The 24,809-nt window shown below is 65.3% G+C and carries 23 protein-coding genes; 18 read left to right on the top strand and 5 right to left on the bottom strand.

The features are described 5' to 3' along the window. Window positions 1–912, top strand: a complete 912-nt coding sequence (locus BM115_RS24250) for a bestrophin family protein (RefSeq protein WP_092300493.1) — start codon at window positions 1–3, stop codon at window positions 910–912. An 82-nt stretch (window positions 913–994) separates the two neighbouring features. Next, window positions 995–2,728, top strand: a complete 1,734-nt coding sequence (locus BM115_RS24245; RefSeq protein WP_092300490.1) for a SulP family inorganic anion transporter — start codon at window positions 995–997, stop codon at window positions 2,726–2,728. A 22-nt stretch (window positions 2,729–2,750) separates the two neighbouring features. On the opposite strand, the gene BM115_RS24240 is transcribed toward BM115_RS24245, so the two are convergent. Further along, window positions 2,751–4,223: an efflux transporter outer membrane subunit gene (locus tag BM115_RS24240; protein WP_092300487.1), complete on the bottom strand. Its 1,473-nt coding sequence runs from the start codon at window positions 4,221–4,223 to the stop codon at window positions 2,751–2,753. A 118-nt stretch (window positions 4,224–4,341) separates the two neighbouring features. On the opposite strand from BM115_RS24240, the gene BM115_RS24235 reads away from it, so the two are divergent. The 6 genes from BM115_RS24235 to BM115_RS24210 all read left to right on the top strand — a co-directional run bounded on the left by BM115_RS24235 (window position 4,342) and on the right by BM115_RS24210 (window position 10,626). Further along, entirely contained in the window at window positions 4,342–4,830 is a 489-nt protein-coding gene (locus tag BM115_RS24235; protein WP_092300484.1) for a winged helix-turn-helix transcriptional regulator, read from the top strand. An 81-nt stretch (window positions 4,831–4,911) separates the two neighbouring features. Then, window positions 4,912–6,018 (top strand): HlyD family secretion protein, encoded by a 1,107-nt coding sequence (locus tag BM115_RS24230; RefSeq protein WP_092300481.1) that lies wholly within the window; start codon window positions 4,912–4,914, stop codon window positions 6,016–6,018. Beyond that, complete coding sequence (locus BM115_RS24225; RefSeq protein WP_092300478.1) at window positions 6,018–7,622, top strand: DHA2 family efflux MFS transporter permease subunit; 1,605 nt, start codon at window positions 6,018–6,020, stop codon at window positions 7,620–7,622. Before BM115_RS24230 ends, BM115_RS24225 begins: the two co-directional genes overlap by 1 nt. Window positions 7,623–7,748: 126 nt before the next feature. Continuing rightward, window positions 7,749–8,840 (top strand): catalase family peroxidase, encoded by a 1,092-nt coding sequence (locus BM115_RS24220; RefSeq protein ID WP_092300475.1) that lies wholly within the window; start codon window positions 7,749–7,751, stop codon window positions 8,838–8,840. After that, entirely contained in the window at window positions 8,837–9,379 is a 543-nt protein-coding gene (locus tag BM115_RS24215; protein WP_092300472.1) for a cytochrome b, read from the top strand. The genes BM115_RS24220 and BM115_RS24215 overlap by 4 nt, the downstream gene beginning before the upstream one ends. Window positions 9,380–9,453: 74 nt before the next feature. After that, window positions 9,454–10,626: a chloride channel protein gene (locus tag BM115_RS24210; protein WP_092300753.1), complete on the top strand. Its 1,173-nt coding sequence runs from the start codon at window positions 9,454–9,456 to the stop codon at window positions 10,624–10,626. 50 nt (window positions 10,627–10,676) lie between these two features. Here the strand turns inward: BM115_RS24210 and BM115_RS24205 are convergent, their stop codons facing one another. Then, window positions 10,677–11,150 carry a YaiI/YqxD family protein gene (locus BM115_RS24205; RefSeq protein WP_092300469.1) on the bottom strand — a complete coding sequence of 158 codons (474 nt, stop codon included), beginning with the start codon at window positions 11,148–11,150 and terminating at the stop codon, window positions 10,677–10,679. 193 nt (window positions 11,151–11,343) lie between these two features. On the opposite strand from BM115_RS24205, the gene BM115_RS24200 reads away from it, so the two are divergent. Further along, window positions 11,344–11,553 (top strand): hypothetical protein, encoded by a 210-nt coding sequence (locus BM115_RS24200; protein ID WP_092300466.1) that lies wholly within the window; start codon window positions 11,344–11,346, stop codon window positions 11,551–11,553. A 24-nt stretch (window positions 11,554–11,577) separates the two neighbouring features. Here BM115_RS24200 and BM115_RS24195 read toward each other — a convergent pair whose 3' ends face one another. Next, window positions 11,578–12,549 (bottom strand): SDR family NAD(P)-dependent oxidoreductase, encoded by a 972-nt coding sequence (locus BM115_RS24195; protein ID WP_092300463.1) that lies wholly within the window; start codon window positions 12,547–12,549, stop codon window positions 11,578–11,580. Between the two features lie 73 nt (window positions 12,550–12,622). Between BM115_RS24195 and BM115_RS24190 the strand changes: the two genes are divergently transcribed. The 7 genes from BM115_RS24190 (at window position 12,623) to phaZ (ending at window position 19,729) form a co-directional block, all read left to right on the top strand. Then, window positions 12,623–13,039 carry a MerR family transcriptional regulator gene (locus BM115_RS24190; RefSeq protein WP_092300460.1) on the top strand — a complete coding sequence of 139 codons (417 nt, stop codon included), beginning with the start codon at window positions 12,623–12,625 and terminating at the stop codon, window positions 13,037–13,039. Beyond that, window positions 13,036–14,034, top strand: coding sequence for an AraC family transcriptional regulator (locus BM115_RS24185; protein ID WP_092300457.1), 999 nt, complete (start codon window positions 13,036–13,038; stop codon window positions 14,032–14,034). The genes BM115_RS24190 and BM115_RS24185 overlap by 4 nt, the downstream gene beginning before the upstream one ends. A 267-nt stretch (window positions 14,035–14,301) precedes the next feature. After that, window positions 14,302–16,095 carry an acyl-CoA dehydrogenase gene (locus BM115_RS24180; protein WP_092300454.1) on the top strand — a complete coding sequence of 598 codons (1,794 nt, stop codon included), beginning with the start codon at window positions 14,302–14,304 and terminating at the stop codon, window positions 16,093–16,095. A 40-nt stretch (window positions 16,096–16,135) separates the two neighbouring features. Beyond that, on the top strand, window positions 16,136–16,600 hold the full coding sequence (locus BM115_RS24175; RefSeq protein ID WP_092300451.1) for a MaoC family dehydratase: 465 nt from the start codon (window positions 16,136–16,138) through the stop codon (window positions 16,598–16,600). Between the two features lie 11 nt (window positions 16,601–16,611). Then, entirely contained in the window at window positions 16,612–18,330 is a 1,719-nt protein-coding gene (locus BM115_RS24170) for an alpha/beta fold hydrolase (RefSeq protein ID WP_255370971.1), read from the top strand. A 60-nt stretch (window positions 18,331–18,390) separates the two neighbouring features. After that, window positions 18,391–18,816, top strand: coding sequence for a hypothetical protein (locus tag BM115_RS24165; RefSeq protein ID WP_092300747.1), 426 nt, complete (start codon window positions 18,391–18,393; stop codon window positions 18,814–18,816). Window positions 18,817–18,886: 70 nt separating this feature from the next. Next, complete coding sequence (gene phaZ / locus BM115_RS24160) at window positions 18,887–19,729, top strand: poly(3-hydroxyalkanoate) depolymerase (RefSeq protein WP_092300448.1); 843 nt, start codon at window positions 18,887–18,889, stop codon at window positions 19,727–19,729. Between the two features lie 54 nt (window positions 19,730–19,783). Here phaZ and BM115_RS24155 read toward each other — a convergent pair whose 3' ends face one another. Together BM115_RS24155 and BM115_RS24150 are read right to left on the bottom strand one after the other, a co-directional pair. Then, window positions 19,784–20,944 carry a porin gene (locus BM115_RS24155; protein WP_092300445.1) on the bottom strand — a complete coding sequence of 387 codons (1,161 nt, stop codon included), beginning with the start codon at window positions 20,942–20,944 and terminating at the stop codon, window positions 19,784–19,786. An 84-nt stretch (window positions 20,945–21,028) separates the two neighbouring features. Continuing rightward, the gene (locus tag BM115_RS24150) at window positions 21,029–22,360 is read right to left on the bottom strand and encodes an MFS transporter (protein ID WP_092300442.1); all 1,332 of its coding nucleotides are present in this window, start codon (window positions 22,358–22,360) and stop codon (window positions 21,029–21,031) included. 303 nt (window positions 22,361–22,663) lie between these two features. Between BM115_RS24150 and BM115_RS24145 the strand changes: the two genes are divergently transcribed. Further along, window positions 22,664–23,200 carry a GNAT family N-acetyltransferase gene (locus BM115_RS24145; protein WP_092300744.1) on the top strand — a complete coding sequence of 179 codons (537 nt, stop codon included), beginning with the start codon at window positions 22,664–22,666 and terminating at the stop codon, window positions 23,198–23,200. A 181-nt stretch (window positions 23,201–23,381) separates the two neighbouring features. Then, a partial coding sequence (locus BM115_RS24140) for an ISNCY family transposase (protein WP_369825675.1) occupies window positions 23,382–24,809 on the top strand: 1,428 nt, incomplete at its 3' end.

Below are 24,809 nucleotides of genomic sequence, written 5' to 3'. Positions count from 1 at the left end.
ATGATTACCCGCCCGCCGCTGCACTGGTTCCGGATGCTGTTTGTCCTGCGGGGCTCGGTGCTGCCCAAGATCGCCCCGCAGCTCGTCACCATCACGCTGTTTGCCGCGCTGATCACCACCTTCCACGGCCGGATTGGCGACTGGAAGGTGTCGCTGAACTTCGTGCCGTTCTCGCTGATCGGCCTGACGCTGGCCATCTTCCTCGGTTTTCGCAACAGCACCAGCTACGCGCGCTTCTGGGAAGGGCGCACGCTCTGGGGCAGCGTGCTCAATGAAGCGCGCTCGCTGACGCGGCAGGCGCTGACGCTCGGGGCCGACCCGCGCGACGCGCGCCAGCTGGCCTATCGGCTCTGCGCGTTCGTGCACGCGCTGCGCCATCAGTTGCGCGGCAGCGAGGCCTGGCCCGATGTGGCGCCGTTCCTCGACGAGGCGGATGCGGCCCGCCTCAAGGCCGCGAAGTTCAAACCCGCCATCGTGCTGCTGATGGCGGGTGAATGGGTGGGGGAGCGACTCCGTGCCGGTCAACTGGCGCCGCCGCTGGCCCAGTCGATGGAAATGTCGCTGAATCAGCTCAGCACGGCGCTGGGCGGCTGCGAGCGGCTGGCCGGCACGCCGATCCCGTTCACCTACTCCGTCATCATCCATCGGTGCATCTACCTGTACTGCATGCTGCTGCCGTTCGGCCTGCTGGATTCGATCGGGCTGATGACGCCGGTGATCGTCTGCTTTATCGCCTACACCTTCTTCGCGCTGGAGGCGCTCAGCGCCGAGATCGAGGAGCCGTTCGGCGAGGAACCCAATGATCTGGCGCTGACCGCCATGTCCTACATGATCGAATCGACGGTGCTGGAGATGATCGGCGAAGCCCCCAAGAGCGCCGCGCCGGCCCACCGGGACTTCATCCAGACCTGACGTTCGCGCCATTTCCCTTTGCGGCGTTCCCGGCCTATGCTGAAGCATCGCGCTGCATGCGGCGTGCCTGCCCACCCCATCCATGGCCAACGCCTCTGCCCCGCGTGACGCGCCTGCCTCCCCGTGGCGGCGCTGGTTGCCCGGACTGGCAACCCTGGCGACCTACCAGCCAGCCTGGCTACCCCGTGACATCGCTGCCGGATTGGTCCTGACCACGATGCTGGTGCCGGTGGGCATCGCCTATGCCGAGGCATCGGGCGTGCCCGGCGTCTATGGCCTGTACGCGACGATCGTCCCCTTGCTGGCCTACGCGCTGTTCGGCCCGAGCCGAATTCTGGTGCTGGGGCCGGATTCCGCGCTGGCGGCGCCGATTCTGGCCGTCGTCATTACCGCTGCCGCCGGCGATCCGGCGCGCGCCATCGCCACAGCCAGCCTGATGGCCATCGTTTCCGGCCTGTTCTGCATCGTGCTGGGGCTGCTGCGCCTTGGGTTCATCACCGAGCTGCTGTCGAAGCCGATCCGCTACGGCTATATGAATGGCATTGCGCTGACCGTGCTGGTCAGCCAACTGCCGAAACTGTTCGCCATCCAGATCGAGGATGCCGGGCCGTTGCGCGAGTTGTGGGAGCTGGGCCGGGCGATTGCCGATGGCCAGACCAACGGCTACAGCTTCGCGGTGGGGGCGGCCAGCCTGGTCGTGATCCTGCTGCTCAAGCGCTTCGAACGGGTTCCCGGCATCCTGATCGCCGTGATCCTGGCCACGCTGGCGGTCGCCTTGTTCCATCTGGATAGCCGCGGCGTGAAGATCCTCGGCGAAATTCCGCAGGGCCTGCCGGCGTTTGCGGTGCCGTGGCTCAGCGAGGCGGATCTGGTCAAGATCGTGCTCGGCGGCTGCGCCGTGGCGCTGATCGCGTTTGCCGATACCAGCGTGCTGTCGCGCACCTTCGCGGCGCGCGCGCATATGCGCGTGGACCCGAATCAGGAGATGGTGGCGCTCGGCGCCGCTAATCTGGCGGCGGGCTTTTTCCAGGGCTTTCCGATCAGCAGCAGCGCGTCACGCACCCCGGTGGCGGAGGCGGCCGGCGCACGCACGCAGTTGACCGGCGTGGTCGGCGCCATCGCCGTGGCGGCGCTGCTGATGTTCGCGCCCAACCTGCTGCGCTACCTGCCCACCAGCGCGCTGGCCGCCGTGGTCATCGCCGCAGCGATCGGGCTGTTCGAGTTCAAGGACCTGCAGCGCATCTTTCGCATCCAGCAATGGGAGTTCTGGCTGTCGATGCTGTGCTTCGCGGGCGTGGCCGTGTTCGGTGCGATTCCCGGCATCTGCCTCGCCGTGGTGGTCGCCGTGATCGAGTTCCTGTGGGACGGCTGGCGGCCGCACTTCGCGGTGCTGGGCCGGGTGCCCGGGCTGCGCGGCTATCACGATATGAAGCGCTACCCCGAGGCGGCGCGCATCGACGGGCTGGTGCTGTTTCGCTGGGATGCGCCGCTGTTCTTCGCCAATGCCGAGCAATTCCAGCAACGGCTCACCGAGGCGGTGGCGGACTCGCCCACCCCGGTGCGCCGCGTGGTGGTGGCCGCCGAGCCGGTCACCAGTGTCGACGTCACCTCGGCGGACATGCTGCGCGAACTGAGCCACGCCCTGAGCGCGGACGGCATCGCCCTGCATTTCGCCGAGATGAAGGACCCGGTCCGCGACAAGCTCAGGCGCTTCGAACTGACCGAGGTCTTCAGCAATGATCGCTTTCATCCCACCGTGGGCAGCGCAGTGGATGACTATCTGAATTTGCCGGCAGACCCCGCGCGCCCGGGCTGACGCGGCTAGCGTGGCCGCGCTTTCACTCCGTCCACCCGCCGCCCAGCGCGCGGAACGTCGCCACGGCTGCGCGGGCGTTGTCGGCGCGCACGCTGGCCTGCTGGTCACGCGCCGCCAATAGCAGGCGGTCTTCTTCGAGGACTTCAAACAGGCTGACCGCGCCGCCCTTATAGGCTTCCTCGGCGGCGCCGCGCGAGCGGGCGTGGGCTGCCACTTCCACGGCCAGTTCCCGGCTTTGTACCTCCAGCTGGGTCAGCGCGATGATCGCGTTTTCCACGTCCTCGGTGGCGCGCAGCATGGACTTGCGATAGTTGGCCAGGGCCTCGGCATTGGCGCCCTTGGCCTGTGCCACCTCGGCATCCACCCGGCCGAAATCGAACAGTCTCCAGCGCAGCCCGGCGATAGCGGCGGGCTGGAATGCCGACGCGGTGAACAGCGTGCTGGCGGTCAGGCTCTCGAAACCGAGCAGGGCCGATATCGACACCTTTGGGTAGTACTCCGCCGTGGCAACGCCGATCTGGGCGTTCGATGCCGCCAAACGGCGTTCGGCCGCGATCACGTCCGGCCGGCGTTGCAGCAGGTTGGCCGGCCCTTGCGCCACGGAGATCTGCGGTACGGTCATACGCTCGGTGGGCGTCGTCAGTTCGGCGCTGTAGGTGCCCGGCTGCGCGCCCATCAACACGTCGAGGCGGTTGAGTTGGGTCTCCAGTTCGATCTGCAACGGCGGGAGCGTGACGCGCGTCTGCGCGAGCTGCGCTTCCGCCTGGGCCCGTTCGCGCTCGGCGCCGATGCCATCGGCCAGTCGCAGTTGCACCAGCTCCAGCAGCCTGGCATTGGTGCGCACCTGTTCCTGTGCAATGGCAATGCGTTGCTGCGCGCCGCGCACGCGGAAGTAGGCATCGGCGGCTTCCGCCACCACCAGCACGCGCACGCCCAGATGCTCGGCTTCGGCGGCCTGGGCTTCTGCGCTGGCCGCCTCGGCGCCCCGGCGCAGGCCACCGGCCACATCCATCTCCCAGCTTGCCCCCACGCCCGTGCTGTACAGCGTCTGGTTGCGGTCATAGCCCGGCAGGTTTCTGCCCAGCCTGCCTTGCGGCCCTTCCAGAGACTGGCGCTGCTTGCCGACGCTGGCGGAGAACGACCCCTGCGGCAGCAATTCGGCACCGGCCCGGCGCGCGGCGGCGCGGGCCTGATCCACGCGGGCGATGGCCGCCGCCAGATCCAGGTTCTGCTCCAGCGCGCTCTGGATGACCCGCGTGAGCGCGGGATCGTCGAAGCCCAGCCACCAGCTATCCAGTGACGGTGCGGGCTGGGTGGCTTCGCGGGCAGCCAGGGCCGCGGCATGCGGGTAGGCCGCCGGCATATTCGCATCGGGCGCGTGGTAGTCCGGGCCGGCTGCGCAGGCGGCGAGGGTGGCGGCGACGCCGGCGGCGATCAAGGTAGAGAGAAGGCGCGGGAGACCGGCGCGGGTGGGGCGGGGCGAATGAAGCGGCATTGCGGACACCTTTCGACAGCAACTAGGGAGAATTGCATCAACTAACTTGCATGATGATAGTGACTAGTCTAGACTAACTTTCAAATTGATAGCAACGTGTATTTCAAGGAGTCCGGAGATGCAGAAAAAGCCACTTGGCGAGACGCCGTGCCCCATCGCCCGCACGGTTGCCCGGGTCGCTGACAGCTGGAGCGTGCTGATCCTGCGCGAGGCGTTCTACGGCATCACCCGCTTCGATGCGTTCCAGCAGAACCTGGACATCGCCCCGAACATGCTGACCCGCCGCCTGAACTCGCTGGTGGAGGAGGGCATGCTGGAGCGCCGCCAATACTGCGAGCGCCCGCCGCGCTTCGAATACATCCTGACGGACCGCGGCCGTGACTTCCGCCAGGTGCTGCTGGCGATGCTCGCCTGGGGTAACAGGCATCTCGCGCCCGAAGGCGAAAGCGTGCAACTGGTGGACCGTCAGACCGGCGAGCGCGTCGAGCCGGTGCTGGTGGATGCCGCCAGCGGACGTCCCATCGTCGGACACGATTTCCACGTCGTGCCCGGCCCCGCCGCCACCGAGCGCCTGCGCCAGCGGCTGGAGCGCTCGGCCGAGGCCTGAGTCGATCCCCTGAATCCATCCCCTTTTATCAACACCGCTGCGCAGGCAGCGGGCAATCCCCGCATGCAGAGAGGAAGTGCCATGAGCAGCGATGCGCTGACTGAACGGGTCGGAGCCGACTCTATTCCCGCGACGAAATCCAAGGTCAGCGCCAAGCGGCTGCTGGCGACTGGCCTGTTGGTAGCGGCCGGGCTGGCCGGGGTGGGCTACGGCTACCACTGGTGGACATCCGCCCGGTTCGTGGAAAGCACCGACGATGCCTACGTCGGCGGCGATGTCACAGTGATTGGCGCCAAGGTGGGCGGCTATATCGCGGAAGTGGCGGTGACCGACAACCAGTCCGTCCGCGCCGGTGACCTGCTGGTGCGCATCGACGACCGCGACTATCGCGCCGCGCTGGCCAAGGCCGAGGGCGCCGTGGCGGCCCAGCAGGCACTGCTGGCCAACCTCGATGCGACGGCGCGCTTGCAGGAGGCGGTGATCGGGCAGGCCAAGGCTGGCATTGCGTCGACCAACGCCGACACCGTGCGCGCCCGAGACGACCAGGCCCGCTACGCCAGCCTGGTGGCCAAGGCGGCGGTCTCGATCCAAAGCTCCCAAAAGGCGGATTCGGACTACAAGCAGGCGCAGGCCAATGGCGAGCGCGCGCGTGCGTCGCTGCTCGCCGCGCAGCGCCAACTGGATGTGATCGGCACGCAGAAGCAGCAGGCGCAGGCCGCGCTGGCGCAGGCGATTGCCGAGCGGGACATCGCCAAACTGAACCTGAGCTATACGGAACTGCGCGCGCCCGTGGATGGCACCGTGGGCAACCGGCGCGCCCGCGTGGGCGCTTTTGCCGGCGCCGGCAGCCAGTTGCTGGCCATCGTGCCGGCGGGCGGGCTGTGGGTCGACGCCAATTTCAAGGAGGGGCAGCTCGCGCATATGCGCCCCGGCATGCCGGTGGAGATCGAGGCCGACGTGGTGCCCGGCCGCGTCTTCCATGGCCACGTGGTAAGCCTGGCGCCCGCCACCGGCGCGCAGTTCAGCGTATTGCCGCCGGAGAACGCCACCGGCAACTTCACCAAGATCGTCCAGCGCGTGCCCGTGCGGGTGCAACTGGATGAGCAGGATGCGCGGCTTGGCGTGCTGCGCCCGGGCCTCTCGGTCATCGCGCAGGTCAATACGCTGCCGCCGAAGCAGGTGCAGTGATGACGGCCGCCAGCCTGACCAGCCCGCCGCGCGCCGTGGCGGAGACGCCTCCGGGCGAGATGTCCACCGCCGCCAAGGTGTTTGCCTTCGGCACGATGTGCGTGGGCATGTTCATCGCCTTGCTGGACATCCAGATCGTCTCCGCGTCGCTGCGCGATATCGGCGGCGCGCTCTCCGCCGGGACCGACGAGACCGTCTGGGTGCAAACCAGCTACCTGATCGCCGAGATCATCGTCATTCCGCTGTCGGGCTGGCTCTCGCGCGTGATGTCGACGCGCTGGCTGTTCGCCGCCTCCGCAGCCGGCTTCACCGTGACCAGCCTGCTGTGCGGCATGGCGTGGGACATCCAGAGCATGATCGCGTTCCGCGCGCTGCAGGGCTTCCTGGGCGGCTCGATGATCCCGATGGTGTTCACCACGGCCTTCGCGTTTTTCAGCGGGCCGCAGCGCGTGATCGCCGCCGCCACGGTCGGCGCGCTGGCCTCGCTGGCGCCGACGTTGGGACCGACGGTTGGCGGCTGGATCACCGATCATTTCTCCTGGCACTGGCTGTTCTTCATCAACCTGGTGCCGGGCATCTTCGTCACCGTGGCGGTGCCGCTGCTGGTCAAGGTCGACCGGCCCAACTGGTCGCTGGTGCGCGGGGCGGACTACCTCGGCATGGGGCTGATGGCGTTGTTCCTGGGTTGCCTCGAATACACGCTGGAAGAAGGGCCGCGCTGGGATTGGTTCGGCGATGACGTGATCCTGGCCACGGCCTGGATCTCCGGTCTGGCGGGCGTGGCCTTCATCTGGCGCTCGCTGACCTATGCGAATCCGGTGGTGGACCTGCGCGCGCTCAAGGAGCGCAACTTCGCGCTCGGCTGCTTCTTCTCCTTCGTCACAGGCATTGGCATCTTCGCCACCATCTACCTGACGCCGCTGTTCCTGGGGCGCGTGCGCGGCTTCAGCGCGCTCGATATCGGACTCGCGGTGTTCTCCACGGGCGTGTTCCAGATGGCGTCGATCCCGCTCTATGCCTTCCTGGCGAACCGGGTGGACCTGCGCTGGCTGATGATGTTCGGGCTGGCGATGTTCGGCATCTCGATGTGGTACTTCGCGCCCATCACGCACGACTGGGGATCGGCAGAGCTGCTGCTGCCGCAGGCGCTGCGTGGCATGGCGCAGCAGTTTGCGGTGGCGCCGACGGTCACGCTGACGCTCGGCAGCCTGCCGCCGGAACGGCTCAAGCTGGCGTCGGGGCTATTCAACCTGATGCGAAACCTCGGCGGCGCCATCGGCATTGCGGCGTGCGCCACGGTGCTCAACGATCGCGGAAACATGCACTTCCTGCGCGAGGCGGAGCATCTGAACATCCGCAATGAGGCGATGGGCAACCTGCTGCAGAGCGTTGCCGAGCGGTTCATGGCAGCCGGCCACGACGCCCTCGATGCGCAGACGGCAGCACTGCGGCAACTATGGGGGCTGGCCTGGCGCGAGGCCCAGACGCAGACCTTTGGCGACATCTACCTGATGATTCTGGTGTGCTTCGCCATTGCCACGGCGATGGTGCCGCTGATGCGCAAGGTGGCCGCCCCCAAGGCGCCGTCGGCGGATGCGCATTAAGAGGCGCCTGCCCGCGCATCAGTGTGCAGATCGGACAATAGGTTGCCCGCGCCAAACGGGCACCACTGGCGTATCGACAAGTATTGGTCTTCACTGCCCTAGGGGCCGGTACAACGAGGACCGAATATGGACGAAGACTCCAGCAAGCTTGGCGCCGCCGCCGTGGCAATCCGGCTGGGCACCATTGGCGCAGTCATCCTCTGCATTGCAGGCGGTTTCGCCTATGCCGGCGGATGGCTGACGCCCGGGAGATTGACCCAGGGCAAGGTGATTGACGGCTTCGAGGCCGTCAACGGCAGGCACATCGGCTTCCGGCGCAACCACGCCAAGGGGCTGTGCGCAACCGGATGGTTCGACAGCACGGGCGCGGGCACGGCGTTCAGCAAGGCCGATGTGCTGGCGCCGGGGCGCGTGCCCGTGACCGGGCGCTTCGCCTTTGCGGGGGGCATGCCTTTCATCCCGGATGCGCCGACCCTGGTGCGCAGCCTCGCCCTGCAGTTCAACCCCCGGGGCGGGGAAGAGTGGCGAACTGCGATGATCGACATTCCGGTCTTCCCGTTCGCCAACGTGCAGGCGTTCTACGATCAGATGATCGCTTCGGTTCCCGATCAGCGGACCGGCAAGCCAGACCCCGAGAAGATGAAGGCGTTCGCCGCGACGCATCCAGAGTTCGGGTCAGCCATCGCCATCGTGAGCAAGCGTGCGGTGTCTTCTGGCTTTGCAAACGACACCTACAACGGACTCGACACCTTCCTCTTCGTCAACAAGGCAGGCGTCGCCATACCGGTGCGGTGGTCCGCCGTTCCTGTGCGAGCGTTCGCGCCGGCCGGTCCCCCATCGCACAACGATCCCAACTACCTCTTCGATGGCCTGATTGCCGATGCCGCCCAACAGCCATTGCAGTGGAAGATGGTGGTCACCATTGGCCACCCCACCGATCCGGTCAGTCCCAACGTTCCCTGGCCCGACGACCGAACGCGCGTGGAGGTGGGCACCGTGACGCTCGACCACCTGACGGCGGAAGAGCGCGGCACCTGCACTGACATCAATTTCGATCCGACCGTGCTGCCCGCCGGCATGCGCACGTCGGCGGATGCAATCCCGAGCGCCCGCTCGGCTGCGTACGCGAAATCGTTCACGCTGCGGCAACGCGAGCGCACCGCCAAGCCACCCAGTGCCGTCACAGAAGCCGAAGTCCAGGCAGGAGGTCGATCATGAAATCCCGTGTCCGTGATTTCTCGCTGCCTTCCCGCATCCTGCACTGGGCGATGGCGGTGCTCATCCTTGCGATGCTGTTCATCGGGATTGGCATGGTGGCGACGGTGTCCTCGCGGTATCTGGCGCTGTTGTCGCTGCACAAGGCGATTGGCATCGGCATCCTGTTGCTGGCGCTGATTCGTGTCTGCAACCGGCTGTTGAGCCGGCCGCCGGTATTGCCGCAGTCGATGCCCCAGCTGCAGCGCGTGGCGGCCAAGACATCGCATGTGGTGCTGTACGGCTTGATGCTCGCCATGCCCTTGATCGGATGGGGCATGCTCTCGGCGGGCGGCTATCCGGTGGTGCTGGCCGGCGCGGTGCAACTGCCGCCCATCTTGCCGCACAGCGCTCATCTCTATGCGTTCTTGCGGGAGACACACACTGTAGGCGCGTTCTTGCTGCTCGCCGTCCTCTTGCTTCACATCGCGGCCGCGCTGTACCACGGCATGATCCGGCGTGACGGCGTGCTGGCATCGATGACGACAGGCACCGCACGGTAGTGCGCGACACCGCCGCGATAGGGCGCCTGCTCCTCGCTGGCACGCTCACGGCAGTGGGTGCAGGCCTGGGCGGGATGGCACTGGCGTTGCTACTCCATGCGATCCAGCATCTGGCCTATCACTACAGCCTTTCTCACGTGGTGAGCAGTGAGAGTTTCCTGGCCGGCGTGGAGAGCGCCACGCCGCACCGGAGGCTGGCGGTGGCGATGGGCGCGGGCGTTGTGGCGGGCGTCGGCTGGTTCGCCCTCTATCGCTATGGACGTCCGCTGGTCAGCATCAAACGTGCTGTCGACGAAGGCGCGCCCATGCCGCCCGGGTCGACCATTGTCCACGCGCTGCTTCAGATCTTCACCGTTGCCATGGGTTCTCCGCTGGGCCGCGAAGTGGCGCCGCGCGAGATCGGCGCACTGATTGCCTCGCGCCTCGCTGCGGTCTTCGCGCTACCGGCGGAACAACGGACCTGGATCGTGGCCGCCGGCGCAGGAGCCGGGCTGGCTGCGGTCTACGGCGTGCCGCTGGCCGGCGCGGTCTTCACCCTCGAAGTCCTGCTCGGCACGTTTAACCCGAGCGCGGCGGCCTTGGCGCTGTTTATGTCCGCGCTGGCGGCGCTCATCGCGTCCCTCGGGCTCGGTTCGGGCGTGCAATACGCTGTTCCTACGCTATCGCTCAACCATTGGCTCACGGTGTGGGCGCTCCTGTTCGGGCCGATCTTCGGTGTCGCCGGCTTTGCATTCAGGCGGGCGACTGCCACTGCCCGCGCCCACGCGCCGCGCGGCGTCTGGCTGCCCGTGCTCTGCATGCTGAGCTTTACGGCGCTGGGGCTCCTGAGCATGCGTTTTCCGGAATTGCTGGGCAACGGCAAGGGCCCGGCGCAGCTCGGATTCCAGGGCGAGATGGCGCTGGGCATGGCCTGCACGCTGCTCGCACTCAAGGTGATCGTCATCTGCGCATCGTTGCGCGCGGGGGCCATCGGCGGCCTGTTGACGCCCGGGCTTGCGTGCGGAGCGCTGCTTGCGATTGCGTGCAGCGCGCTGTGGAATGCCGCCTTGCCCGGCGTTTCGGCAAGCGCCTGCGCGATTGTCGGCGGGGCGGCATTCCTCGCTACGTCGATGCGCATGCCCCTGACGGCCATCGTTCTGGTGGCGGAGTTCACCGGTTTGCCCCAAGCGCTGGTGCCGGCGGTCCTGCTCGCGGTGGCGGGATCGGTCGGCGCGGCGCGGCTCTGCGCGCGGCTGCCCGCGCCATAGTTGGGCGCGACGGTAACGTCGGGAAGCCAGTAACAGGGGAGGTGGCTCGCCTAAGGGTTCCGGGCGCCCCCGCCCGATGGCACCTGGCGTGCCAGGAATCGATCGAGCTGGCCAGCGAACGCCTTGCTGTCCTGTGCCGAGTACGGTGCCGGCCCGCCGGTATCGATGCCTGAGGCGCGGAGCTGATCCATCACATCGCGCATTGTCAGTCGCTCCTGGATATTCTCGCGACTGAACCAGCTTCCCCGAGGGTCGAGCACGTGAGCGCCCTTGTCCAAAGCCGCGGCGGCCAGAGGGATATCCGCCGTAATCACGAGGTCACCGCTGCAGGCCAGTTCAACGATACGGTTGTCGGCGGCATCGAACCCCGCCGGCACCTGGATCGTCTTGATAAAACGGGACGGCGGCGTGCGCATGTACTGGTTTGCCACCAGCGTGACGCACACTTCGACACGCTGCGCGGCTCGATACAGCATTTCCTTGACGACAACCGGGCAGGCGTCTGCGTCAACCAGTACTTGCATTGGGGGTTCCAATTAGGGGGTGGGAGCGGGCATGGTACCGCCTGCGGGGGCCGTCCGCGTGCGCAAGCGCAAAATTGTGCATGCATCGTTAACGGGTGGCCCTTGAGTAGGCAAGGCCTGAGCCCCATAATGCCAGCGCCTTACCTGTAGGGCGCTGGCGGAGCAGCCCGGCGCTCGCAACCGGAACCTAACCATGATCGACTACATAGCGAACCTGATCCGCTCCTACGGCCTCACCATCGTCAAGGTGCTGGTTGTCCTGATTTGCGGCGGCTGGCTGATGGGCGCACTCCGCGCCGAGGCGGGCGGCGCGCTATCGAACGCAATCATCGTCGCAATGGTGATTGTCGTGGCTTGGATCGTCCGCCTGGACGTGAAGGCCGCTGCTGCCAAACGGCGTTAATCGGACCTGCCACCGTAGCAAGCTTTACCCGATTCTTTCGCCCACCAGTTCTTCGCTTTTAGCCCAGAGCGCCTTGGCTGTTTGCGGATTGAAGGCATGGGGGCTGGCGCCGTCCACGAAACTGCCGTCCGAGGAAGGCTCGACGACATGGCAATTCTCGCAATAACGTCCCCCGATGTCGTCTGCGGATGCGACGACGCCAGCCCAGACCGAAGTCGCCGCTCCCTGAGGAATGCTCTTCCAGCGGATGGTCGCCTTACCTTCGGCCGCCAGTTGGGCGTTCAGCGCCTCAATTCGTTCTTGGATCATGACCGGATCTACGTAACGCCCCAGCTCTGTCTGGATGGTGCCGGGGTGGACCGCCGTCGCGCGCACGCCGCGCGCCTTGTTGCGTCGATCGAATTCGACGGCGAACAGGACGTTGGCGGTCTTGGACTGCGAATAGGCTAGTCCTTCGGAATAGGGCTTGTGTTCAAAGTTCGGATCCTCCAGATCGACGTCTGCGACCCGATGCGACGAGGACGCGAGCATGACCAGTCGCGCGCCAGCCGGCATGAGCGTTGCGATCCGGTTGACCAATGCGAAATGGCCAAGGTGGTTCGTGCCGAACTGCATCTCGAAGCCGTCTACGGTGCGTCCAAACGGCGTTGCCATCACTCCCGCATTGGCAATGACCAGATCGAAAGGTTTTCCTGCTGCAAGGAGCGTATCGGCGCAGCGCCGGACGCTCGAAAGGGAAGCCAGGTCCATCTCCACGATTTCGAATTGCCCATTGCCGCCGCTGGCCGCCGCGCGAACGTCGGTAGTCGCCGCCTCGGCCTTCCTCAGATCTCGTGCCGCACCCACCACTTCAGCGCCGTGCGCCACGAGGGATCGCGCAGTCTCGACGCCCAGCCCAGCGGAGACACCCGTGACCAGCACCCGTTTCCCCTTGAGGTCGATCCCGGCCAGCACATCGTTTGCTGTCGATTTCCAACCAAGCGAGCCGTTTGACATATGTTTTTCCACAGGTCGTTGAAGATGCGTACACTCTAAGTGTGTACTGCACTACATAGTCAATAGACCGATCATGATGATTTCGGAGTTTTCCCACATCACGGGACTGTCGCGGGAGACGGTGCGCTTCTACGTACGGCTCGGGCTTTTCCGGCCGACAACAAGCGGCAAGGGAGGGCGACGTCCCTATCAGCTTTTCACCGACGAGGATCGCCGGGCCGCCGAGGTGGTCCGGGTGGGGCAGTCCCTCGGCCTATCGCTCAAGGAAATCGCCGCCCTGGATACCGAGCGCCGAGAAACCGGCTTCTCTCCGGATCGCAGGACCGAAATCCTGAAGGGACAACTTGCCGGACTCGAAGCGAAGGCGGCGGAACTGGACTCGATGATCCGCTTCGTACGCGCGAAGATCGATTGGGTGGCGGCAGGCGGGCGGGGCTCCCACCCGGACCTGGGATCCTGCGGATGTGACACTGCCGGCTCCCTCACTTGACAGGCCTGTCCGCTACCGTCCCGATATCCGTCGTCAACGGCTTCCTGTCGGGCGCGGATCCGGCTGCTATCGCGCGGCTTGCCGAACGCTCGGGTATTGCGCATGAACTGCTGCAACAACCCGCCGCGCGGGTCACCCAGGAACAGTTCGCCACGCTCTATCGGCTGCTGGCGATGGAGCTTGATGATGAAATGCCTGGCATCTTCAGCCGTCCGCTGCGCAATGGCGTGCTGAAGTTCCTGGGTCTCAGCCTGCTAGACGCGCCAAGGCTGGAGGTAGCCCTGCATCGTTTTGGCCAGTTCTTCCACCTGATCCTTGATGAATTTCGTCTGACGTTACGGCGTGAGGGTGGGGAGGGGTATGTCGAACTGGTGGCGAACCCGGATGGCCCGGGCGTGAGCGTGCTGGGCTGCGAACTGATGCTGAAGCTGGTGCATGGGATGGCCTCGTGGCTCATCCGCCATAGAATCGTGCTCAATGGTGCCGAGTTCGCCTTTCCGCACCCGCCGCAGAGCAGCGATCATCTCTATCTGTTTCCAGGCCCGGTCCGCTTTGACTGCGCACGCACGCAGATCAGTTTCGATGCGGCCTACCTTGACTTGCCGGTCAGGCAACGCAAGCCGGACCTCGAAACATTTCTTGCACGCGCGCCTGAAGACTGGATATTCGTCGCGTTCGCCGAGCAGTTGACCTGCCACCGCGTGCGCCAGCACCTTGCCGAATGCCTGCCTGCGTCGCCGACCATCGATGCGGTCGCGCAGGCACTCCATCACTCCGTGCGCACCTTGTGCCGGCGCCTGTCGGCCGAAGGCACGACGTTCCAGGCCATCAAGGACGAGGTGCGGCGCGATCTTGCCATCCAGCGCCTGACGCGCTCCGAAGATCCCATTGCCGCGATTGCCTACGACGTAGGCTTCGACAATCCCACCGCCTTCCATCGGGCGTTCCGGCACTGGACGGGCAGCACCCCCAACGCCTACCGTCGCCCGCTCTGATCCTTCGATCGGCGTCGGCTGGCGTCGATCGGTGCGGACTGTCAATCCTGGCCGTCGACTAACAAATCCTGCCACTTCAGGCGACGCTCACGCCGTCTGCCGGGTGCGTGCGCGGCTTCGAGGCTGAAAGCGGCACGATTTGTCAGCGAATGGGCCAGTTCGGGTAATCGGCTTTGCGGTGCCGGACATTACGATCACTCCGTCAATGTCGCAGCGCAGCAGGCCACCGAGCCGCGGGCGCTGCATCTCAAGATAAAGAGGCACGAGATGAGCTATAGCGCACCCACCAAGGACATGCTGTTTGTTATCCGGGATCTGGCCGGACTGACAAAGATTGCCACGCTTCCCGGTTTCGAGGACGCCACCCCGGAGACGGTCGAGGCGGTTCTCGATGAGGCCGCGAAATTCCACGGCGAGGTCCTGGCGCCGCTGAACGTGGCAGGGGACAGGGCCCCGAGCAGTTGGCACGACGGCGAAGTGCGGACCACGGCCGGCTTCAAGGAGGCGTTTCGCCAGTTCGGCGAAGGCGGCTGGCAAGGTGTGGTCCATCCGACCGAATTCGGCGGACAGGGATTGCCCAAGCTGGTCGCCACGCCATGCATCGAGATGATGAACGCGGCAAACATGTCCTTCGCGCTGTGTCCGCTGCTGACCGACGGCGCCATCGAGGCACTGCTCACGGCGGGCTCCGACGAACTGCAGCAGCGCTACCTGCCGCGCCTGATCGCAGGCGAATGGACCGGGACGATGAACCTCACCGAGCCGCAGGCCGGCTCCGACCTCGCGCTGGTGCGCTCGCGTGCCGTGCGTCAGGCGGACGGCGCCTACAAGGTATCGGGCACCAAGATCTTCATCACGTACGGCGAGCACGACATGGCCGAGAACATCGTGCATCTGGTGCTGGCACGCACGCCGGACGCACCCGAAGGCGTGAAGGGCATCTCGCTGTTCCTGGTGCCGAAGTTCCTCGTCAACGATGACGGCTCGCTGGGGGCGCGCAACGATGTCCAGTGCGTGTCGATCGAGCACAAGCTCGGCATCAAGGCCAGCCCGACCGCCGTGCTTCAGTTCGGCGATCACGGCGGCGCCACCGGCTACCTGATCGGGGAAGAGAACCGCGGCCTGGAATACATGTTCGTCATGATGAATTCGGCGCGCTTTGGCGTGGGCGTGCAGGGCATCGCGATTTCGGATCGCGCATACCAGCAGGCCGTCGCCTACGCGAAGGATCGCGTGCAGAGCCGCCCGGTGGACGGCACGGCAAAGGAACCCGTCCCGATCATCCGGCACCCCGACGTTCGCCGCATGCTGACCGAAATGCGGGCGCTGACCGAAGGCGCACGGGCGCTCGCGCTGGTGGCGGCCGGCTACTCGGACATCGCGCACGCCGCTGCCGATCCCGAGACGCGCGCGCAACATGCCGCGGTCTACGAATACCTCGTGCCCGTCATCAAGGGATGGAGCACGGAGATGTCGCTGGAGGTCACCAGCCTCGGCGTGCAGGTGCACGGCGGCATGGGCTTTATCGAGGAAACGGGTGCGGCGCAACACTACCGCGATGCGCGCATCCTGCCGATCTATGAAGGCACCACCGCCATCCAGGCCAACGATCTGATTGGCCGCAAGACCGTGCGCGACGGCGGCGCCACCGCACGGGCCATCCTCGCGCAGATCGACGACACGCTTGTCGCGCTCGCGGAACGTGGCGCCAATGCGGCATGCAGCGCAATGTACAAGCGTCTGAGCGCGGCGCACACCGCACTGGCGAACGTCGTCGACTTCGTCGTCGCGAAAACGCGTACCGATGCCAACGCCGTGTTCGGTGCCAGCGTGGCCTACCTGAAGCTGGCTGGCATTGTGCTGACCGGATGGCAGATGGCGCGGGCGCTCATCGTTGCCATCGAGAAGCATCACGAGGACGAGGCCTTCTACGGCGCCAAGATCGCCACCGCGGCGTTCTTTGCCAACCATATCCTGGTGCGCGCGCCGGCCATGGAAGCGGCGATCACCAGTGTCGCCGGCACGGACGGATTCCTTGCCTTGAACGACGCGCAGTTCTGACGCAGTCAGACCAGACCCAGACACATTGAAGGACAGCAGCATGAAAATCGACGGTTACAGCATGGCGACGCTTGGCGCGTTCGTCGGCCAGGAGTTGGGCGTATCGGAATGGGTCGAGATCGATCAGGCGCGCATCGATGCATTTGCAGACTGCACGGACGACCACCAGTGGATCCACGTGGACGTGGACCGGGCGGGTCGCGAAAGCCCGTTTGGCGGCACCGTCGCGCACGGTTTCCTCACGCTTTCCCTGCTGGGCGGCCAGCTGACCCGCATGGGCATCGTCCCGGTCGATGCGAAAGCGGCCGTGAACTGCGGGCTGGAGAAAACGCGCTTCCTGACGCCGGTGAGGGCCGGCGCCCGGGTGCGCAATCGTGTGAAGCTGCTCGCGGCAGAGGACAAAGGCGAAGGCCGCATCATGCTGAGGACGGAGAACACCATGGAGATCGAGGGCCAGACCCGGCCGGCTCTGGTCGCCGAGTCGCTGGCATTGCTGGTGGCCTGAGGAGAGAAACCATGGAAATGACGAAGCAACGTACAGGCAAGGCCGGCAAGCCAACCAAGGCCAATCGGCCGGCCTTGCCCGACAGCGGTGGCGCCATCGCCGCCGTCCCCAATCCCTTTGTGGGCCTGCGCCCGGAGGATCTGGCTTCCACCGCCCACCAGATCGGCACGCAATGCGTTCAGGAGCCCGCGCTGCTGCTGGAACAGCAGACGCAACTGGCGCATGACCTGCTGCGCGTGTTCGCCGGCACGGCCAGTGCCCCGCCAGCCCGCGACCGTCGCTTTGCGGACAGGGAGTGGCATGACAACCCGCTGTTCCGCATGCCGCTGCAGGGCTACCTTGCGTGGCGGGATGCCGCGGCCGGCTTTGTCAGCCGCTCTGTCATGGATGCGCGCAGCAAGGAACGCGCGCACTTCTTCACATCACTCGTTTTCGACGCCCTGGCGCCGACCAATATGCTGTTGGGCAACCCGGCGGCGCTCAGGGAGACGTTCGAATCGGGCGGTCTCAGCCTGCTCTCCGGGATGACCAACCTGCTGACCGATGCCCTGACCAATCAGGGCATGCCTTCCCAGGTCGACAAGGGCGCGTTTCGTGTTGGCAAGGATCTGGCCAAGACACCGGGAACGGTGGTTTTCCGCAATGACATACTCGAACTGATCCAGTACACGCCCGTCACGGCCAAAGTCCACGCTCGCCCGCAGCTTATCGTGCCGCCCCAGGTCAACAAGTTCTATGTGTTCGACCTCGCTTCGGGCAAGAGCATCGTCGAGTACCTGGTGGGGCAGGAATTCCAGGTGTTCATGGTGAGCTGGCGCAATCCGACTGCCGCGCAGCGCGAGTGGAATCTCGACACCTACGTGGCGGCGCTGATCGAAGCGATCCATGCCATCCGCGATATCACCGGCAGTGATGATGTGAACCTGCATGGCGCTTGCGCCGGCGCGATGACAATGGCGGCGCTGATGGGCTATTGCGCAAGCCGTGGCGAGAAACTGGTGCATGCCGCCACGCTGATGGTGTCCGTCTTCGGCCTGGACGAGCAGTCTCAGCTAGGCCTGTTTGCCACGCCGGAGGCCGTTACCACCGCGCGGCAAAGCAGCCAGGCGAGGGGTGTGCTCGACGGCGAGGAACTGGGCCGGGTATTCGCATGGATGCGGCCCAATGATCTGGTGTGGAACTACTGGGTCAACAACTACCTGCTTGGCAAGGCGCCGCCGGCGTTTGATGTCCTGTACTGGAATAACGACACGACGCGGCTGCCCGCAGGATTCCATTGCCAGTTGCTCGACATCCTCTCGGACAACCTGCTTGCCACCCCGGGCGCGCTGACGGTGCTGGGCGAGCCCATCGATCTGTCGAAGGTCGCCTGCGACAAGTTCGTGTTGGCCGGCGTCACCGACCATATCACCCCGTGGCAGGGCGTGTACCGCGCCGCACGTGCCTTTGGCGGACAGACCGAATTCGTCCTGAGCTCCAGCGGCCACATTCAAAGCCTGATCAACCCGCCCGGCAACGCGAAGGCGAAGTTCTTCGTGAACGGCGACGATACGTCCGACCCGCAAGCCTGGCTGGACGGCGCCGAGGCCACGTCCGATTCGTGGTGGAACCACTGGAGCCAGTGGCTGAAGCAGCGGTCCGGCCCGACGCGCAACGCACCCTTGGCGCCTGGCAACGCACGCCACGCACCGTGCGGCGAAGCCCCCGGACGCTACGTGATCGAAGCCTGACGCCCGGCCATGTCGCAGTGTTCCCAGTTTTTCAACGCAACCTGAATGGAGACCATGAAGATGGAATCGACCAACACCGCGGGCGCGTTCGCCCCGCACAAGAAGCTGTTTGACTTCGTCAAACACAACCGCCTTGACCCGGTGGCGATCCTGGAGTCCCGTCGCAAGGACATCGAGGCGCTGGCCGGCGTCAATCTCGCGCTGCTGAGCGGCCTGCAATCGCTGGTCCGTCTGCAGGCCGAGTACCTGAGTGGCACCGCAGCCGATCTGCAGTCGCTCGGCACGCCGAAGCAGGGCGATGACGCCAAGGCTTCGGCTGTGCGCGTGACCGACCTGCTGCCGCTCAGCCTGAACAAGGCCGTGACCGGTCTGCGCGGCCTGACCGACACCGTGTACAAGACGCAAGCCGACAGCTTTGCCGTGGTCGGCAAGCGTTTCGCGGAGAACGTGGAAGAAGTGAAGAGCATCCTGCGCCCCAAGCCGTAACCCCCGCGGCACGGCCTCCCCGGGCCGTGCCGTCCCGCCCGCTTCAGGGCAATGCATCCAGGACGACTTGATGACAATAAACGGTGCCAGCGTTGAATCTGGCCACAAGATGGCAATCCGGACCGTAGACCTGGATGGACAGGTGCTGCGGGTCGGCATCCGGCCCGGCAACGATGCGGGGCCGCCGCTCCTCATGTTCAACGGTATCGGCGCCAATCTCGAACTCGTCGAACCGTTCGTCGATGCGCTCGAGGGTGTCGAAGTGATCATCTTCGATGTCCCCGGCGCTGGCGGTTCTCCCGCGCCGCTGCTTCCCTATCGTCTGTCCAACCTGTGCGTGCTCGCCGACAAACTGCTTGGCCATCTCGGCTATGAAGGGCAGGTCGACGTGCTCGGCGTTTCCTGGGGCGGGGCGCTCGCGCAGGAGTTCGCGCATCTCTACCCGATGCGCTGCCGGCGCCTTGTGCTGGCGGCAACGTCGCCCGGCGTGATCATGGTGCCGGGTAGCGTGTCGGTCCTCTCGAAGATGATCGGCGCGCGCCGCTATAACGACCCGGACTACCTGCGGCGCGTGGGCGCCGATATCTATGGCGGTGCCTTCCGCGACGATCCCGGATTGCTGGAAGCGCACGGCCGGCATATGCATCCGCCGCGCGGCCGCGGCTATGTGTACCAGTTGCTGGCGGCATGGGGATGGAGCAGCCTGTTGTGGCTCGGCGCTCTGGGCCAGCCCACGCTGGTCATGCACGGCTCCGACGATCCCATCGTGCCCCTGGTCAATGCCAGGATCCTCGCTTCGCGCATTCGACATGCAGCGCTCCACATCTTCGACGATGGACACCTCTTTCTCCTGACTCGCGTCAGCGAAGCAGCAACGGTGGTGCTGCGTTTCCTGCGTCAGCCTCAGGCCTGACGCAGTGGCCCCCCCCCGGAATCCGGGAGGCCACCTTTGTCAGATTCGCTTTAGTCAGAATTTGTGACGCAGGCCTACGGCTGCACCGATCATCGTGCTCTGCCCGTTGCCAAGGGCATAGCTGTTGCCCAGCGACAGGCTGTTGGCGTAGACGGTTGCCAGCGATTCGAGCATCAGGCCGGCGTTCCTTGCGAACGCCGTGGTCACATAGACATCGGTACGCTTCGAGAACGCGTAGTTCGCGACGAAGGCGATCTGCCATGGGTTGGCCACTTGCGTGTTGCCGTACAGACTCTTCACGTTGTCGTAGTTGTATTCGAGCGTGAGGCCCACGGCAGGGGAGACCTGGTAGATCGCACCGATCCAGTAGAAATCGTCACGCTGAAACATAACGTCCGCCGCATTCGTGTTTCGACCCCAGCGATAACCGCCCATGATCCTGGCCGGGCCGTAGGCGTAGCTGGCGCCGACCACGGCCTTCCTGACCGTGCCACTGCTCGTATCGATGGTCGGATTCCACTGGTCGTAGCCGATGGTGAGGCCAATCGGACCCGCTTCATACGCCACGGCAGCCCCGTAGGCGGAGTCGCGCCGAAACTGGCCAGGCACCTCGCCATTGCCACCAATCGGCGTTGCGATGCCGACCGTCGCGGGCAGGGCCACCCCGACGCCAAAGGACCAGTGTGCAATTGCCTTCACCGGGCCAAACTGGCCGCTGTACTTGAGGGTGTTGTCTTCGCGGAAATTCGGGCCCGATTGCAGGATGATGGGCTCGTACTGCGTGGCATAGGCGGTCGGCGAGTAATTCGCGAGCATCTCGAACATCGAGGTGTACTGGCGGCCAAAACTGACCTGGCCATAAGAACTCTGCAGGCCCACCAACGCCTGGCGGCCGAACAGGCGGCCACTTTGCTGCGAGGTGCCGGTCTCCAGATTGAAGCCGCTTTCCAGGACAAAGATGGATTTCAAGCCACTACCGAGGTCTTCAACACCACGCAGGCCCCAACGCGACCCGGCCAGTCCGCCCGAGGTCATACGGGCGACGTCATGGGATGGCCCGCGATTGAACTGATTGAACGCCGTAGGTACAACGCCCAGGTGATTGACATACTCGACGTTCACATCCGCCACACCGTAGAGCGTGACGCTAGACTGCGCAAATGCCGCCCCAGAACACAGGGGCAGCGATGCGATGGCGATGTTCTTCAGTTTCACCCCGGTCTCCTCCCATCGTCTTGCATGGAGATGCGACGTCGGACCCTCCCATGGCACTCATCATAGGAGAGTTGGGGAGGGCGGTCAGGTCTGTGCCTGCGAGGCGCGCTCGGTCTCGATGCGACGCAGGTCGGCGGCGTAGTACTTGCGCCCGATCGCGAAACACAATGTGGCGCACAGGCCGGCCAGCGGAATGATCTGCAGGGCGCCAAGCAAACCGATTCTGTCGGCGAGCAGTCCCGTCACAAAGGGACCGGGCGCAAGGCCCAGCAGGTTGTTGGCGAGCGTGAGCGTGGCGAAGGCCGTCGCGTGAATGCTGGGATGCGTGAGGTTGGCCACCACGGCGCTCGCCGGTCCGGCCGTACCGCCGACCAGTAGCATGCCGGCAAAGATCAGGACCATTTGCGTCGTGCCCGCCGGCGTGTGGAAGGCCGCCACGAGCAGCACGCAGCTGGTGGTGCTGTAGGCAATGGCCATCAGCCACTTGCGGGTCGGGGCATTGCGGGCGGCCCAGTCGGTCAGCGCACCGCAGGCAATCATGCCTGCGCCGGCCGCCAGCACGAAGCCTGCGGCTGTCAGGCCTGCACGGTCCGTCGCCATGCCGTAGTAGCGTGACAGGTAGCTCGGCATCCACGCAAGCAGGGCGCCCGTGACCAGCAACTGCATGGCGCTGCCGACATAGGTACAAAGAATCGAAGGGGCCGAGAACAGGGCAGATACCAGGGGCCGCAAAGCCAGGCGTTTGGGTGCTCCCGCGTCGCCCTTGTCCTCGCCAATCCGCGCGCGCTGCGCCTTCAGGCGCGGTTCCGTCACCACGAAGCGAAACACGGCTACGAGTATCAGGCCGAAGATGGCCATCGCGGCGAACGCCCAGCGCCACCCGAGATGAGCGGCGAGGGTGCCGCCCAGGGCCATTCCCAGCACCGATCCGAACGGGCCGCCGGCAATGAACGCGGCGCTCAGGCTGGAGCGCAAGCGGCGGGGAAATACCGACAGCACCATGGCAATGCCCACGCTGCCATAGGCGGCTTCGCCGACGCCCACGCACAGTCGGGCGATGAACATTTCGCCGAAGTTCGTCGCCACGGCACAGCCGAGCGTAGCGAGGCTCCACAAGCCGGCCATCAGCATAAGGCTCTTGACCCGGCCCCAGCGGTCCGCGAGGACAGACAGTGGCAATGTCAGGATACCCACCATCAGCGCAACAATGCCGCCGAGCGCGCCGAGTTCCGTATCGGTCAGCGCCCATTCCTGCTTCAGTAGCGGAAATACGGCATTGAGCACCTGGCGCGACATGTAGTCTGACAGCAGCAGACCAAAGCCCAGCGCGAACACTACCCACGAGTAGTAGTGGAGTCCGACTGGCCTGACTGGATCTGCTGCCATGGTCGGAAATGTGGAACGTTGTTCGAGCATGAATACCTCAGAAGGATCACTTTGACGACTCCCGGCCACTTGAGCCGAGGCGCTGACGCGTCCTTCCATGGCGCTTGCCAACGTCCGGTCGCAACGGAAGCAAGTATCTAGAATCAGTTGCGTACGGTTTGACCGTTCGGGACATGCATTTTGCTTTTCGGGATAGTCCGGGAAAACCTGAGGGCCCGGATGCCGTGTCCGGTGGTCCGACGCCGACTTCGGCGAACTGCACCGGGTCACCTAGTATGAAATGCGACGAGGCGAATGCATCGAACTCGTCTTTTCCCTAACGACACGGTTGCCATGCAAGACAAGCCTGACACAACAACATTCGTGCCGTTCAGCGTGTTGCTGCGCGATGGACGGGAGGTGCTGGTTCGGGAGATTGCCGAAGACGACAGGGCTGGCCTGCTGGCGGCGTTCGACAGACTTTCCGCCGACGCGCGTTACACGAGATTCATGGCCGCCATGCAACAGCTACCCGAAGCCATGCTCGAGCACGCAACGCATCCGTCGCCGGAGTGCGAGCTTGCCCTGGTGGCAGTAGCCACCAAAGGCAAGGGCCCGTCTATTGTGGGGGGCGTGCGCTATGCCGCGGCGCCCGGCAACGATACCTGCGAGTTTGCGGTCACGATCGTCGATGACTGGCATGGGCTTGGCCTTGCCAGCCGACTGCTGAGCACGCTAATCGACACCGCTCGCCGCCGCGGTTACCGATCCATGGAAGGCTATGTCCTGTCATCGAACACCGCGATGCGGCGATTGGCTCACCGCTTAGGATTTGCCGACGTACCGTGTCCCGACGACACGACGCTGCGCGTGGTGACCCTTGCGCTGTAAGAGAGTGTTGATCGGGATGGTTGGGGCACCGGAGTACGAATTGTATTTAACATAAGATAGATTATGCGTATAAGGGATGTTGGCCGTTATTAGTAATGTCACCTTTGCGACGAATAGAGATGTCACCTGAGGCTGCCTCCCCGTACGCTCCGAGTTTCGTCGGGCGCTTTGGGAGGCAGCCATGCACAGACAAGGATTGGTGACCATGAGCATGCGCGAAGTTGACCGCATGAAGGTGATCCAGGCTGTGGCCGATGGGCACCTTGCGCGCTGGCGGGCAGCCGAACGTCTGGGCGTCAGTGCCCGGCATGTCAGACGGCTGGTCTTGCGGCTCCTGGAGGACGGGCCAAGCGGGCTGGTATCGCGCAAGCGCGGACGTTCCAGCAATCGCCAGTTGCCTCCCGGCCTGGAATCTCGTGTCCGCGGCCTCGTCCGCGACAGCTACGCCGACTTTGGGCCGACCCTGGCCGCCGAGAAGCTGCGCGAGCGCCACGGCATTGATATCTCCTCCGCGTGCGTCCGCCGGATCATGATCGACGCCGGCTTCTGGGTGCCGAGGAAGCTGCGCCCGCCCAAGGTCCACCAGCCGAGGAACCGCCGCGCCTGCCTGGGCGAGCTGGTGCAGATCGATGGCAGCGATCATCACTGGTTCGAGGACCGGGCGGCGGCGTGCACGCTGCTGGTCTACGTCGACGACGCCACCGGCCGGCTGATGCAGCTGCTGTTCGTGCCGACCGAATCGACGCCAGCCTACTTTGCCGCCACCCGGGCCTATATCGAACGGCACGGCAAGCCGATGGCGTTCTATTCCGACAAGGCTGGCGTCTTCCGCGTCAACCGACAGGAGAATGCCGAAGGCCGCGGCTATACGCAGTTCGGGCGCGCCCTCTTCGAGCTGAACATCGACATCCTGTGCGCCAACACGAGCCAGGCCAAGGGCCGCGTCGAGCGAATGAACGGCACGCTGCAGGACCGGTTGGTCAAGGAATTGCGGCTGCGGGAGATTTCCAGCATGGAAGCCGCCAACGCCTACGCGCCGGCCTTCATGGCTGACTTCAACGCGCGCTTCGCCAAGGTGCCGCGCAGCGACTTCGATGCCCATCGGCCGCTGCGCGGTGACGAGGACCTGGAACGGATCTTCAGCTGGCGCGAATGGCGCAAGGTCTCGCAGAGCCTCACACTGCAGTATGCGAAGGTCATGTACCTGATCGAGGACCTGCCTGAACATCGCCGGCTGATCCACCGCTATATCGAGGTGGCGGAGTACCCCGATGGCCGGGTCGAGCTATGGGCCGATGGCGCTGCCCTGCCCTACACCACCTATGACCGGTTGCCGGAGGTGGATCAGGGCGTGATCGTGGACAACAAGCGGCTCGGGCACGTGCTCGCGATTGCCGCCACGGTCCAGGCCGAGCGGGACAGCCGGCACTGGAGCGCGCCGTCGCGCACGCTCTCGGGCGAGTCGCCGCGCCCGGCCAAGGTGCCCTTGAACGTCAAGCGCCAACGGCTGATCAACCGGCTGGATCTGGAACGCGCCATCGCGGGAACGGAATGTCCCACCCTGCTCCCGGCTCAGGCGCCATCGGCCAGCGCCACCGCCTTACGGGCA

It is taken from the genome of Cupriavidus sp. OV096 (assembly GCF_900115455.1).
GTDB lineage: Bacteria > Pseudomonadota > Gammaproteobacteria > Burkholderiales > Burkholderiaceae > Cupriavidus.
Note: the sequence above shows the minus strand (reverse complement) of the source record. Positions and strands in the feature narration are given on the sequence as shown.

Bases quoted from the DNA above. Each gene is read 5' to 3' on its own strand.
- BM115_RS24250 (WP_092300493.1), top strand. From the start codon at position 1: ATGATTACCCGCCCGCCGCTGCACTGGTTCCGGATGCTGTTTGTCCTG.
- BM115_RS24245 (WP_092300490.1), top strand. From the start codon at position 995: ATGGCCAACGCCTCTGCCCCGCGTGACGCGCCTGCCTCCCCGTGGCGG.
- BM115_RS24240 (WP_092300487.1), bottom strand. From the start codon at position 4,223: ATGCCGCTTCATTCGCCCCGCCCCACCCGCGCCGGTCTCCCGCGCCTT.
- BM115_RS24235 (WP_092300484.1), top strand. From the start codon at position 4,342: ATGCAGAAAAAGCCACTTGGCGAGACGCCGTGCCCCATCGCCCGCACG.
- BM115_RS24230 (WP_092300481.1), top strand. From the start codon at position 4,912: ATGAGCAGCGATGCGCTGACTGAACGGGTCGGAGCCGACTCTATTCCC.
- BM115_RS24225 (WP_092300478.1), top strand. From the start codon at position 6,018: ATGACGGCCGCCAGCCTGACCAGCCCGCCGCGCGCCGTGGCGGAGACG.
- BM115_RS24220 (WP_092300475.1), top strand. From the start codon at position 7,749: ATGGACGAAGACTCCAGCAAGCTTGGCGCCGCCGCCGTGGCAATCCGG.
- BM115_RS24215 (WP_092300472.1), top strand. From the start codon at position 8,837: ATGAAATCCCGTGTCCGTGATTTCTCGCTGCCTTCCCGCATCCTGCAC.
- BM115_RS24210 (WP_092300753.1), top strand. From the start codon at position 9,454: ATGGCACTGGCGTTGCTACTCCATGCGATCCAGCATCTGGCCTATCAC.
- BM115_RS24205 (WP_092300469.1), bottom strand. From the start codon at position 11,150: ATGCAAGTACTGGTTGACGCAGACGCCTGCCCGGTTGTCGTCAAGGAA.
- BM115_RS24200 (WP_092300466.1), top strand. From the start codon at position 11,344: ATGATCGACTACATAGCGAACCTGATCCGCTCCTACGGCCTCACCATC.
- BM115_RS24195 (WP_092300463.1), bottom strand. From the start codon at position 12,549: ATGTCAAACGGCTCGCTTGGTTGGAAATCGACAGCAAACGATGTGCTG.
- BM115_RS24190 (WP_092300460.1), top strand. From the start codon at position 12,623: ATGATGATTTCGGAGTTTTCCCACATCACGGGACTGTCGCGGGAGACG.
- BM115_RS24180 (WP_092300454.1), top strand. From the start codon at position 14,302: ATGAGCTATAGCGCACCCACCAAGGACATGCTGTTTGTTATCCGGGAT.
- BM115_RS24175 (WP_092300451.1), top strand. From the start codon at position 16,136: ATGAAAATCGACGGTTACAGCATGGCGACGCTTGGCGCGTTCGTCGGC.
- BM115_RS24170 (WP_255370971.1), top strand. From the start codon at position 16,612: ATGGAAATGACGAAGCAACGTACAGGCAAGGCCGGCAAGCCAACCAAG.
- BM115_RS24165 (WP_092300747.1), top strand. From the start codon at position 18,391: ATGGAATCGACCAACACCGCGGGCGCGTTCGCCCCGCACAAGAAGCTG.
- phaZ (WP_092300448.1), top strand. From the start codon at position 18,887: ATGACAATAAACGGTGCCAGCGTTGAATCTGGCCACAAGATGGCAATC.
- BM115_RS24150 (WP_092300442.1), bottom strand. From the start codon at position 22,360: ATGCTCGAACAACGTTCCACATTTCCGACCATGGCAGCAGATCCAGTC.
- BM115_RS24145 (WP_092300744.1), top strand. From the start codon at position 22,664: ATGCAAGACAAGCCTGACACAACAACATTCGTGCCGTTCAGCGTGTTG.